General features: G+C 34.4%; 9 protein-coding genes. 7 read left to right on the forward strand and 2 right to left on the reverse strand.

Features of this window, described 5'->3' with window-relative positions:
• The first annotated feature begins 250 nt into the window (after positions 1-250).
• The gene (locus tag EA412_07850; GenBank protein TVR78741.1) at positions 251-1,195 is read left to right on the forward strand and encodes a type IX secretion system membrane protein PorP/SprF; all 945 of its coding nucleotides are present in this window, start codon (positions 251-253) and stop codon (positions 1,193-1,195) included.
• A gap of 49 nt (positions 1,196-1,244) precedes the next feature.
• Here EA412_07850 and EA412_07855 read toward each other — a convergent pair whose 3' ends face one another.
• Positions 1,245-2,219, reverse strand: a complete 975-nt coding sequence (locus tag EA412_07855; GenBank protein ID TVR78742.1) for a hypothetical protein — start codon at positions 2,217-2,219, stop codon at positions 1,245-1,247.
• Between the two features lie 111 nt (positions 2,220-2,330).
• On the opposite strand from EA412_07855, the gene EA412_07860 reads away from it, so the two are divergent.
• The 3 genes from EA412_07860 (at position 2,331) to EA412_07870 (ending at position 6,049) form a co-directional block, all read left to right on the forward strand.
• Positions 2,331-2,909: a thymidine kinase gene (locus EA412_07860; GenBank protein TVR78743.1), complete on the forward strand. Its 579-nt coding sequence runs from the start codon at positions 2,331-2,333 to the stop codon at positions 2,907-2,909.
• Between the two features lie 95 nt (positions 2,910-3,004).
• Positions 3,005-4,963, forward strand: a complete 1,959-nt coding sequence (locus EA412_07865) for a T9SS C-terminal target domain-containing protein (protein TVR78744.1) — start codon at positions 3,005-3,007, stop codon at positions 4,961-4,963.
• A 135-nt stretch (positions 4,964-5,098) separates the two neighbouring features.
• Positions 5,099-6,049, forward strand: coding sequence for a DUF4369 domain-containing protein (locus tag EA412_07870; GenBank protein ID TVR78745.1), 951 nt, complete (start codon positions 5,099-5,101; stop codon positions 6,047-6,049).
• Here EA412_07870 and EA412_07875 read toward each other — a convergent pair.
• Positions 6,035-8,026, reverse strand: a complete 1,992-nt coding sequence (locus EA412_07875; protein TVR78746.1) for a dehydrogenase — start codon at positions 8,024-8,026, stop codon at positions 6,035-6,037. The genes EA412_07870 and EA412_07875 overlap by 15 nt on opposite strands.
• Positions 8,027-8,157: 131 nt before the next feature.
• Between EA412_07875 and EA412_07880 the strand changes: the two genes are divergently transcribed.
• The 3 genes from EA412_07880 to EA412_07890 all read left to right on the forward strand — a co-directional run bounded on the left by EA412_07880 (position 8,158) and on the right by EA412_07890 (position 13,445).
• A complete protein-coding gene (locus tag EA412_07880) occupies positions 8,158-8,814 on the forward strand; it encodes a hypothetical protein (GenBank protein TVR78747.1) in 657 nt (218 codons plus the stop codon).
• Between the two features lie 140 nt (positions 8,815-8,954).
• Positions 8,955-11,042 carry a hypothetical protein gene (locus EA412_07885; protein TVR78748.1) on the forward strand — a complete coding sequence of 696 codons (2,088 nt, stop codon included), beginning with the start codon at positions 8,955-8,957 and terminating at the stop codon, positions 11,040-11,042.
• A 15-nt stretch (positions 11,043-11,057) separates the two neighbouring features.
• On the forward strand, positions 11,058-13,445 hold the full coding sequence (locus EA412_07890; protein ID TVR78749.1) for a T9SS C-terminal target domain-containing protein: 2,388 nt from the start codon (positions 11,058-11,060) through the stop codon (positions 13,443-13,445).
• Positions 13,446-13,594: the final 149 nt, after the last annotated feature.

Below are 13,594 nucleotides of genomic sequence, written 5' to 3' on the forward strand. Positions count from 1 at the left end.
TATCCTAAAAAGGGTAGCCGCTTTTTTTTATGTACAAACAAGAATTAGTAAAAAAATAAATACGATGAGTCGTTTGATAAAACACTATTTTGTAGTTTTGATAAATTTTTGGAAAAAAACTTGACAATTCAAAAAATGGATTTTAATTTACTAATGTTTCAGGCAAGAATTGCAAGCAGAAACAAAACAAACTTTTTAAGATTAGCCTCATTTAAAGTTTAAGTTTTATTCACATTAAAAAACTTATATTATGCTTAAGAAATCATTATTAATTCTCGGATTGGTTTTTACTTATTTTTCATTTCCAACCTTTGGTCAGCAGGACCCCCAGTACAGTATGTACATGTTTAATGGTATGTCTATTAATCCGGCATATGCAGGAAGCAGGGAAAAAATAAGTTTGACAGCATTGTACCGTCATCAGTGGTCAGGCATGGATGGTGCACCAAGAACAATTTCATTTAACGCACACTCGCCATTATTGAATGATAGAATAGGGTTAGGTTTAAGTGTTGTAAATGACAGAATAGGAGTAACTAATACTAATCATATTAATGGAGCTTATGCTTACAGGCTGCCAACTGATATAGGTCGATTGTCATTTGGTATACAAGGTGGATTTTCTCACTATAATTCAAGATGGTCAGATTTAGTATTGAATGATGCAGGAGATAATAATTTTAGTTCAAATTCTCCCAACTTATTTTTACCTAACTTCGGGTTTGGAATATATCTTTATGATCACAACAGGTATTATGTAGGAGTCTCAGCTCCTCAATTACTAAATAACAGCTTAAATGAAAGCTTAAGTTTAGAAGGTACAAATAATGTAGCCCGTCAGTTTAAGCACTATTTTTTCACAGCCGGATATGTTGCAAAGCTTAATGAATTTATGAAATTCAAACCATCAGTATTGCTAAAGTATGTACATGGTGCTCCATTGCAAGCTGATTTTAATGCAAGTCTATTGTTTTATGACGCATTGTGGGTTGGAGCTTCATACAGAACAGGTGATTCGTTTGTCTTCATGGTTGAATACTACTTCGGAGAAAGATTTAGAGCAGGATATGCTTACGATTATACTATAACTGAATTGAATAATTACACTTCAGGTTCACACGAAATAATGATAGGCTATGAATTTAGTCTGGATAAAGATGCTTACCTCACTCCGAGAAGAATATCATACTTCTAGAGGTACTTAAGCAAATGAGGCTGATAAGAGCCCGGTGAAAACCGGGCTCTTATCGTTTTAAGTCAAAGTAATACGTGATTTTTTCTTTAAATTCTTCTGCTAATGCTTCATTTGTTTCCCAATTAAATTTTACTGCATAGTTTTCTTCAACAAATTTAACTGCAATATCACTATCATTTAAAGTACCTATTTCTCTTATTGCCTGACTAAATAAATCCATATTTCCGTTAAAAAGCACTTTCGAATAGGTAAATCTATCGTTTAAGTCAAAGATATCTTTTAAAGACTCAAATCTTTTCATTCCACTACCTGATTTTTTTTTGTCTTGATTACTACCTCCGGAAGTTAACTTGTCATGTATAGATAAAGGGATGTCTTTTCCACTTAATAAATGTGTGGTATTGCCCTTGTTTTTATCTGACTCCTTTTTGATATTATCTGTTTCTTTATCTTTTTCTAAGAAAACTTCCTGCTTTTCAGGAATTTCATTTTCTGTTAGATCAGAACCTTTTTTATCTGAATCTAAACTCTCATTAATTTCAGTGTCTTTTTTTTCATCCTCAAAACCTTCCTTTACGTCTTTTTCTTTCTGTGAGATATTACCCGTTAAAACTGAATCAATTTCAATCTCATTATCTTTTTTCTCATCAATATTATCTGAATTTTTCTCTTCATTATCTCTTTGAGTGTTTAATTGTGACTCGGGTTTTGATTTTTCTGCGGAGTTCACTTCCGGAGTTTTTGAGTCTTCATGTGAAACATCAGAAGTTGATTCTTCTGTTTTTTTAAATGAATTATCTGTAAGTAGATTTTCAACTTTATCTTCAGTTTCAATACTACCGGATAAATCTTGACTTGCAATTGATTCCAGAAGGTTTGATTGTTCACTTAAGTTTTTCAAATAGGCGTTAAACAAATCTATTTCAACTGAATCAGGAATATCATCAGTAGAAATATTTTGATTTAAATTTTGAAGTTTTTTTAAAATTTTTTCAATTCTGTTGTGAATATCTTGCTTATTCATTTTTTAAAATTAATTTTATGCAAAGAGAACGAGGTATTTTTTTTATTAATTGTTTAAACTTAATACCTTCATATTTTTTTTCCAAAGAAAAAGAAAACTAATTAATATTATATGTTTATTGAGCCTTCAAGCAAAGGTACTAAAAGAGGATGGATAGAAGTTATATGTGGCTCTATGTTTTCCGGAAAAACCGAAGAATTAATCAGACGACTCAGACGCGCTCAAATTGCAAATTTGAAGGTAGAGATTTTTAAGCCTTTGGTAGACGACCGCTATCATGAAAGTGATATAGTTTCTCATAACCAAAATACCATTCATTCGACACCCATTAGTCATTCAGAAAATATTTTACTTTTCGCGGATAAATTTATTGATGTAATAGGAATTGATGAAGCACAATTTTTTGATGATGGTATAGTCGGTGTATGTGAAAAGCTGGCTTTAAGCGGATCCAGGATTGTGGTTGCAGGTTTGGATATGGATTTTGCAGGAAAGCCGTTTGGCCCTATTCCCGATTTACTGGCTATTGCAGATTATATTACTAAAGTGCATGCGATATGCAATGTATGTGGAGAGATTGCAAACTATTCTTACAGAAAAACATCAGAAACAGGGCAATTCCTTCTTGGAGAGAAGGATCTTTATGAACCCAGATGCAGAAAATGTTTTTTTGATATAGAAAAAAAATAGCCTCTCTCTTTGAAAGTGACTAACAATGTATTAGTTTTGTTATTGGTTATTTAATAATTGCTTAAATAAAAATTTAAATTCAAAAGCACTAACGTATGAGAAAGTCAATCTTATTAATGATTGGAATTGTAATATGCAATTTCAGTTTTGGGCAAAATGCAGCAGATGCATTTAAAGTTCCCGCGGACAGAAAAGTAAATTCTGCCGAATTTCAACAAATTAAAGATCAGTATAAAAATACCGATCAACAAGGACAGCGTTCTACTGTAAGCTTTTACGTAGATTATGATGAGGCTGATGCACTTCACGCTGCAGAAGTAGGAGGAGATTATAACAGATTTATTTGGGGTCTTAATCGTGATTTTGCTACTACATCTACCAGTAACGATGATAATTTTACGGTAAGATGGGGAGCTATTACTTTTAAAGATCTTTATGATTATACTACTGATATAAGTTACCCATATGATATTTCAGAAGTAACAATTGATTCAGTATTTTTCGTTTTTAACCATGAAAGAGCAGCTAATGCTACTTCTGATGACACTATTAAAATATCTATTTTTCAATTAGCTACGAATGCTTCCGGCATTACTAGTTCTAATGGCTTGGTTATTTCAAATACAATTCTTTGGGATACATTGTTAATTACAGATCAAAACCTTTCACCACAGGACCAATTAGCTGTAGCAGGTGTTCCTGTTGGCTTGACCCTCCCTCCCGGTGTGAAATATGGTGTTTTAGTCGATTTCTTTGGAGATAAAGAAAATGAGTTTAATTTACTTGCCGGCTTTAATGATATTTGTAGCGATAATTGTGCTGCAACTAACAGTATATTTGAAGATAACAGCTGGTATTATCACAATATCGCTCAGGGTGAAAATGCTCCTTATACTACCATTAATGGTATTAACTCAGTCGTTATTCCATGTGTAACTCAAGGACAGGGCCCAATTTCTCCGGAGGATTGTGAGTTATTTTATATCCAAAATTGGTCTGTATGGACAAGAGTTACTTTAGATGTAGATTTTGCTGTAGAAGCATTTGCCGATAAGCCTGTAGCTTGTCCGGGTGAATTTGTTCAATTAGGAGCTACTGTTTTTGCGGGAGAAGCACCTTTTTCATTTGATTGGTCAGGACCAAATATCGTAGGACCTAATGATCAGCAAACGATTAATATAGAGCCTACTACTACTTCCACCTATACATTAACAGTTACTGATAATGCCGGAGATGTAGTTACTTCTGAAGTAACTGTTGAAGTTGCAGGTATAACTGTTAACCTTGCAGTTTCCGGTGGTGCTACTGAAATTAATTGTGGAGATGTAGTTAATTTATTAGCTACTTCTACCGGAAGCACGTCAGGTGTAAGCTATACTTGGAGAAAAAACAATGTTGTTCAAACTGATGTTACAGGTGGACAATTTACAGGAGCAGGAATAGGCTCTTATCAGGTAACTGCAACTAATAATGCAGGCTGTACTTCTTCTGCATCAGTAACTATTACAGATGGTGTAAATCAGGAAGCTGATTTTGAATGGACAACTCCTGCAGTTGCTACTAAGCCTGTATCATTTACCAATTTATCTACTGAGAAATCAGGTTGGAATTGGGAATGGAACTTTGGTGACGGATCAGGAAATACTTCAGCACAAGAAAATCCAACATATACTTATCCAAGTCAAGGGAATTATGTTGTTGTTTTAACAGCTATTCAAGATGGAAACTCTGATTGTATAAGAGAAAGAAGCCGTTCAGTAGAAGTACAAACTGCAAATAACATAGCAGATGTAGCTAATGATGGCGTTTTAATTGAATTATACCCGAATCCATCAAATGGTGAAATGCAATTAAACCTTTCTGCCTTCAATAATGAAGATGTTAAAGTAAGTCTTTACACTTTAGACGGAAGAAAAGTTTATAATAACGTTATTAAAAACGTAACTGATTACAAGTCTAACTTAGACCTGGTTAATTTAGAAAATGGAATTTATTTCATTTCTATAGAAACTGCTGATAGTCAGTATCAGAGCAGAGTCGTTATTATGAAGTAATTTACTTTTCAATATATTATACAGAAGCCCGGGAAATTCCCGGGCTTTTTGTTTTTAAACCTTTAGTATAGCCTTACGTATAAATGTATCTTGTTATTACTAAGTTATGTTTTGAAAATAGTAGTAAACCAAATTATGTATTCTCTCAGATTTATAATTTTAATAGTTTTTCTTTCTTTACAGCATTGTCTGGCTAAAGAATTGTCTGATATTTTTAAAATTGAAGGTCAATTTACTGAGTTACCAATAAATAAAGACATTTACTTTTACTTATACTCTTATAATGGTAATCAAAGAGAGGTACTAGATAGTGTTAAAGTTTTAAAGAGTGGTGCTTTTACATTAAAAATAGAAAAAGAATTAGAACCCGGTATCTATGAAGTGTCGTTAAACAATGCTTTATTTGCCTCAATAATACTAACAGGTAAAGAAGAAAGCTTACAGCTGGAAGCTTCTTATATGCAGTGGCAAACCGGTTATATTCAACCCGGTTCTTCAAAAGAGAATGAATTACTTAAACTTTTAAGAGAGTTAGTTGCACACAGAAATAGTCAATTGAACAGAGTGCGCCAAAATATAGAAGCACTATATACAACAGATCCATTTTATAACACAAAGCGAAATAGCTTTTTGGAAGAAGAGCAAAAAGTTTTATCGATTTATAATGTTCAAATTAATCGTTTAAAAGGATTTTATAGAGATACTTATACTGCCGAAGTTATTTGTCCATTTTATATAGAACCGGTGTTAAGTGACTTTCCTGAATTAGCTGAAAAGTTTGATAATGAGAAAGCTTTTTTAAACCGGCATTACTTTTTTTATATTGATTTTACAGATAACAGAAAAATTCAAAGTCCTTTATTTTATGAAAAAGTCCATAGATATTTCGAACAATATACTCATCCTACCTTATTGGGATACAAGTCCGGTTTAGAATATTTATTATCATTAAGTAGTGAAAATGAAAATGCAAGAAATGCTGTACTTGAAATTTCAAAAAGCTATTTTGAAAATACCGACCAAAGTGATTTATGGTCTAAGATTTATGAAAAACTAAGCGAACAACATATTTCAATAAGCAAGTAAGCTTAGCAAAGCTTTTTCAAAACGTTTTTTCGGTAAAAAGTTTTCTTCCAATATATTATTAAAAGGCACGGGAGTGTCCAATCCTCCGACTCTTAAAACAGGACCATCCAGATACGTAAATAAATGTTCATTAATTAATGCACTGATTTCTGCGCCAATTCCACCGGTCAGAGTATCTTCATGTAGAATAATTGCTTTCCCGGTTTTTATGACACTTTTTTTAATTTCTTCCCAATCAAATGGCAACAAACTTCTTAAGTCGATGATTTCTACATCTTCAATGTTATTCTGGTTTACTGTTTCTAATGCCCATGAAACACCTTTGCCATAAGTGATGATACTGATGCTACTACCCGATTTTACTACTTTAGCTTTTCCGATAGGGGTAGTATAATATCCTAAGGGAACTTTAGCTGAAAGACTCCTGTATAAAGCTTTATGTTCAAAATACATTACAGGGTTCGGGTCTTCAAAAGCTGAGAGTAAAAGACCTTTGGCATCTTCCGGATTTGACGGATAGAGTATTTTCAGACCGGGTGTATGAAAGAACCAGGCTTCATTTGACTGAGAATGAAAAGGGCCGGCACCTACACCTGCACCCGTAGGCATTCTGATTACAACGTCAGCGTTTTGCCCCCAGCGATAATGTACTTTTGCCAGATTGTTTACTATAGGGTTAAATCCGCTGGAAACAAAGTCTGCAAATTGCATTTCAATCATAGACTTCATTTTCATGATTGAGAGGCCTAAACCGGCTCCAATGATGCCTGATTCGCAAATAGGAGTGTTTCTGACTCTATCCTTGCCATATTTTTCCAGAAATCCATCAGTTATTTTAAATACACCACCATATTCAGCAATGTCCTGACCCATTAATACCAGATTTTTATGTTTTTTCATAGCCTCATTTAATCCGTCTGAGACAGCATCTATAAAACGCATTTCCTTGGTATTGCTTGCTGATGTTTTTACTTCTTTATAGTCAAATGGTTTAAACAAGTCATTTATTTCCTTTTGGGTATTCGCTTTTTCAATAGCAGGAGTACTATATGCTTCTTTCCAATTTTTATCTATTTCCGATGCAATTTCATCATGAATTTCTTTTTTTAACTCGTCTGATAGTATATTCTTTTTAATTAAGAAGTTTTCATAATTAGTGACAGGGTCTTTTTTTGTCCATTGCTCTAAAAGTTCTTTAGGTACATATTTTACTCCTGAAGCTTCCTCGTGCCCCCGCATTCGAAAAGTCATACATTCAATTAATACAGGTCTTGGATTTTTTCTTAAGTCTTTTGCAAAAGCATCTATTGTTTTGTAAACTTCTAAAATATTATTACCGTCTATTGTTTTAGCTTCCATTCCATAACCAATTCCTCTGTCAGCCAATTGCTTGCATTTATATTGCTCTATAGATGGTGTGGATAAGCCATAACCATTATTTTCAATAACAAAAATAACAGGCAGATCCCAAACAGAAGCTATATTTAAAGCTTCATGAAAATCCCCTTCGCTGGTTCCACCTTCGCCGGTATAAGCTAAAGTAACTTTTGGGTTTTTGTTTATTTTATTGGCCAAAGCAATACCATTCGCAACACATAATTGTGGACCCAGGTGAGAAATCATTCCTGTAATATGGTACTGATTTGTGCCAAAATGAAAACTTCTGTCACGACCTTTTGTAAATCCATCTTCTTTGCCCTGAAACTGAAGAAAGAGTTTTTTTAAGGGAACATTTCTGGCGGTGAAGACACCCAGATTTCTATGAAGTGGGAGTATGTATTCATCTTCTTCTAAAGCCAAAGTACTTGCTGTTGCAATTGCTTCCTGACCTATACCTGAAAACCACTTTGAAACTTTACCCTGACGCAGAAGAATCAGCATTTTTTCTTCTATTTTTCGAGGTTTTAGGATTGCCTTATACAATTTAATCAGCTGTTCATTATCAAATTCATCTATGTTGTAATCTATTTCCGGCATTCTTTTTTTTTAGCAAAGGTAAGGGAAAAATTTATTTGGATTTATGAATTCAGTATCATTAAAAACTGAGCCTTCAGAATAAGAATTTTTATGGAGCCAATTTTTTATTCTCATGTTGTATCTTTGCCGGAATGTTATTACTGAATTTATACTACTTACCCCCTATAGAGTGGTTCGCTTACTATGTTAATGCTGAAAGTATTTATATAGAGGCTTGTGAAAACTATCAAAAAAGAAGTTTTAGAAACAGGTGTTATATTACAGGGGCAGATGGAGTACAACGATTAAGTATACCCTTAATGAGTGGGAAGCACAGCAGAAAAATGTACAAGGAGGTTGAAATTTCTTATTCAGAAAAATGGGTTAGAGATCATTGGAAAAGTTTATGTACTTCTTATAGAAGCTCCCCTTATTTTGAGTATTATGAGTCTCAGTTTAGTGTGTTTTACAAGGAGGATGGCTATAAAAGTTTATTCTCTCTGAATTCAGACTTATTAAGTTTGTTGTTGAAGATTTTAAAGATTGATAAAAAGCATATTTTTACAGAAAGTTACAAGAATAATTACCCTGATGAATATTCTGACTTAAGAGAAAAGATAAATCCTGTTGAGTTTAAAAAGAAAATTGTGAAAAAAGGTGATAGTAAACCATATTATCAGGTATTTAATGATAGAAATGGTTTTGTACCGGACTTATCCATAGTAGATTTAATTTTTAATGAGGGACCATCAGCCATACAGTATTTGAAATCATATCCGGTCTCGAAATTAAAATTGAATAACAGTTAATTATGAAATTCAAAATTGTTTGTATTTTAATGAAGTTTAAGCAGTTTAAAAAATGTTAAATTTGTAATCTAAATCTTAAAACTAACTTAACAGCAGATTAAAAAAATCGCTGAAACTATTGACTAACTTGCACCCAAATTATGAAAACATTTTTTTTAGTTTTAATTCTATTATTTACTTTTTGCAGCAAAAAAGATACTTTTGCTCAAGCCTCATTTGACAGGCAAGTTGTAGATATAGGCAATATAGGTCTTTCAATTACTAATGTTGGCACTATGGGAAGGCCGGATGTTCGTAATAATCCTCAGGGAGGGCCATCAATGGAATATCCAATCGGTTCCGGAGTTGAGCATTTGTTTGAAGCCGGTTTGTGGATTGGAGCTTTAGTTGAAGGGCAGGTAGCTGTATCTACTGCATCTGTTGATAATCCGGTTGGTTATACTACCGGAGGGTCAGGTTTCGAATTTACCGGATTAGGTCCCATACAAAAGCGTTCAAGTCTTTCAAATAGCGAAAACTTTAGTTTAGATGCTGTTTCTCATCAGGACATGCTGGTTAGTTTTACGGACGAGTTTACTACAGTTGGTAACATTCCTATATCTGAGCATACACTTCCTTTGAATGCCAGAGTTGAACTGGAAACGTATGCTTGGAACTTTTCTTATGCAGACTATTTTGTGATTTTCAATTATCATATTATTAATGAGTCAAACGTTGCCTGGGACTCGGTTTATATCGGCATTTGGTCTGATTTAATTGTGAGGAATATTAATGTGGCAACTGATGCCGGAGCTGCTTTTTTTAATAAAGGTGGTGGTGGATTTATAGATTCTTTTTTTTCCATTTATGCATTTGATGTTGAAGGGGATCCCGGCTTAACAAATTCTTACGGGGCAACTCAGTTTTTGGGAATGTACTGGAACGATTATTTTTATCATCCAAGTAATCAGCAACCATTTATTGATGACGGCTTGCCTGCTCCTGAAATTAAAGGAAATTTTTGGAATTTCAGGGCATTTGATGGTACGCAATTAGGAGCTCCGGCTAATGATGTGGAACGCTATGAAAAAATGAGACAGGGGCTCGATTTTTCTGATCAGGGATTAGTGGAGTTATTGCAATCACCGGGTAACCGAACACAACTTTTATCTGCCGGCCCTTTAGTAAGAGTAGAACCCGGGGATACTGTAAACTTTGTAACTTCTTTTGTGGCAGCAAGACAATTGGATACCGGTGGCACTACCGGACCTGATAAAGATACTGAGTTTGCCAGAACAAGACTTATAGAAAATTTAGGTTGGGCGAGAAGAACATACAATGGGGAAGATGTAAATGAAAACGGAGTGTTAGATCCGGGTGAAGATATTAATGATAATGGGGTGTTAGACAGGTTTATATTACCTGAGCCACCTGCTACGCCTATTGTACATGTTGTGCCGGGTAGTCAAAAAGTAACTTTCTACTGGGATCAGGAAGCTGAATTTTCAATTGATCCGCTTTCTAAAAAAATGGATTTTGAGGGCTACCGGGTGTATCGTTCAAATATTGGAGATGACTTTGGAGTTGATCTGCTTGGTGAATCAAAATTAATAGCACAATGGGATAAACCGGGAAATGATGTAGGTTTTAATAATGGGTTTAGCTCAATTCGGATGGATCAACCTAAATATTTTGAGGGAGATACAACTGCTTACTGGTACAAATTTGAAGTAGACGGTTTATTGAATGGTTGGCAGTATATGTTTATAATCACTTCATTTGATGAAGGTGACGATGAATTAGGTTTACCTCCTTTAGAATCTTCTTTTGTTGAAAACTCATTTAGAGTTACACCGGGAACAAAGCCTAATGAAGATTTTCCGAAAAGGGAAGTGGGAGTTTACCCTAATCCTTACAGAACAAATGCAGCATGGGATGGCAGCAGTTCAAGAACAAAAAAGTTGTATTTCTATAATTTGCCTGCCCTCTGTGAAATTAAAATTTATACCTTATCCGGTGATGTAATTGCTGTGTTGAATCATGAAGGTGATGATTATGATGGTTCAGGATTGGGTTGGTATAACAATTTTGGTGGACAAAGATCAAACAGACATTTTAGTGGGGGAGAGCATGCATGGGATTTATTAACAGACTCAAGACAATCTATATCTCAGGGTATATATCTATATTCAGTCAGAGATAGAGAAAGTGGAGAAATATTTAGAGGAAAATTCACAATTTTAAATTAAACCAAACAAACAATCATGAAAAAGAATTTATTTATCTTATGTTCATTGCTAATCAGCAACTTTCTATGGGCACAGTATCCATTGGTTTCTATCAACGACTTACAGTTCGTAGATCAACAGTCTTTGGCTGCAGGGAATAATGAATCGGCTTATTTAGGCGATACAGTACAAGTTGAAGGAGTAGTAATGTTTGACCCATGTGCTTATGCATTGAGTGGAACTCAAAGTCGAATTGGAACCTGGCTTCAGGATGAGCAGAATCCGGGCCCCTGGAGTGGAATCCATGTGCTGATAGATCCGGGTGCTTTACAAGGTTATACCGGAAGTTTATCAGATTTAGATCAATCAGTAAATTTTATTGACAATTTTCAAGTTGGGAATAAAGTAGTGGCTACCGGAGTCGTAACTCAATTTAGCGGCTATACTCAGATAGTATTACTCCCTGTAGCATCTCAGGTTACAGGGTTTTCGGCATTACCTTCACCAAATTCTGCTTCTATTTCTGACTTTATGATCTCTGACGGTGCCGGTGGTCAAATCCAGCAATTATCAACCGGTGAGCCATACTCAGGCACTCTGATTTTATTAGAAAATGTTAGGGTTGTTGATGTTAGTGCCGGAACAGGTGGAGCAACCGGTCGCTATTTTTGGTCAGTTCAGGATAATTCAGGTAATAAAATGCAAATCCGGGATGTCTCCGGATTCATAAGAAATACGGATACAGATGAATTTTGTACAGGTTCAACATATACTCCGGGAACATTTTCTCCTCCGAACTTAAATGCTTTATTAGACACTCTGCAGGGTATGGTTGTGGAATTTGATGGTAACTACTATATAGCTCCCAGAACTCTTAGTGATATAGGAAATGTGATGGCTTCTCCACCGATAATTTCAAATATTAAAAGAAATCCCATTGTAGCTTCTTCATCTGATAATGTTACCATTACAGCAACTGTAATCGATACTGATGGATCAGTTGATAATGTAGATTTGATGTACAGTTTTGGCTGGGGGAACACAAATTATCAATCAATTGCTATGAGTCAGACTGGTTCAACAGATGAATGGTCAGGACAGATACCGGCTACCGGTTCAGACAGTACATATGTTAATTTTTATATAGTTGCTGAAGATAATGATGGAAATGAAACTGTATTTCCTGATCCGGCAGTAACTTCTTCATTTTATTATGTAATAAATGCAGGAATATCTGATATTTCTATCATCCAGAATACACCTTTACCAAATGGAAATTCAATTTGGGAAGGAGATACTTTAAAGAATATTGATATCAGGGGCGTGGTAACAGCTTCAGATAAACAATATGACTTAGGGCAGGTAGCTATTCAGGACGGCAATTCACCCTGGAGTGGTATTTTTGTTCAGGGGGATGGAGTTTCTAATTTGCTAAGAGGAGATTCAATTCAAATAACTCAAGCTTTTGTGAGGGAACAATTTGGTTTAACTATATTGCAGAATGTTTCGTTTACATTAATTTCTTCTCAAAATGACATTCCGGAGCCTGTTTTAGGATTAAATCCTGACTCAATTAATTTACAAGTAATTTCTCAGGGAGAAGCTTATGAAGGAATGTTAATTGGTTTTGAAAATGCATTTGTAGTAAATAAAAATGCAGATGAACCACAAAATTTTGGGGAGTTTGTAATCAATACGGACGAAAATGCTCTAAGTGGTTTAAGAGTAGATGACCGTTCAAATAATTTACCATTTGGTTTTAATATGGACTCTCTTGAAATTGGAGATGAGTTTGACTATATTTACGGTATCCTCTCATATACTTTCAGTAATTTTAAGTTATGGCCAAGAAATTTGGCTGATATTGATGGATATAATACAGAATATCCAAAGAGAATAACCAGCTTCCTGTTTTTAGACTTAAGCCCTGTTGCTGCGGGTAGTATAAATCAACAGACTGATTCAATTAGTATAGTTGTTCCTGAAGGAACGGATGTTACAAGTTTAACTCCTACTATTGAATTTCAAGGTCAAAGTGTATTTCCTGAGTCCGGTACAGTCAATGATTTTTCAACTCCTAAGGAATACACAGTTACTGCGCCAATTGATATGACTACCAGAACATATACTGTTTCTGTTGAGGTAGTTGTAAGTGTTCAGGAGTTATTGGAAAAAACAATTTCTTTTTATCCTAATCCGGCTAAAGAAAGAGTTAATATCAGTTGGTATCAAAATGAACAAGAAGATGTTGAGCTTTCACTTTATGATATTAATGGAAAAAGAGTGTTTAATTCTGTAAGGTCATTTATGCCGGGTCCTGCGAATACAGCTATTCAATTATGGAATTTAAACACCGGTGTATATATTTTGAAGATACAGTCGAAAGATGCAGTATATTCTCATAGAATACAGGTTGTAAGATAATCTATTTTCCTTGTTAACTATTTTAAAGAGCAGAGGCTTCTATTCAGAAGTTTCTGCTCTTCTTTTTACCGAAGAAAAAACCATTATTTCTAAAAACACTGAAAAGGTAAATTAAATTAGTTTATTTCACTTTGTACTATGACTTAGTA

It is taken from the genome of Chitinophagaceae bacterium (genome assembly GCA_007695095.1).
Taxonomy (GTDB): Bacteria; Bacteroidota; Bacteroidia; order Chitinophagales; family REEL01; genus REEL01.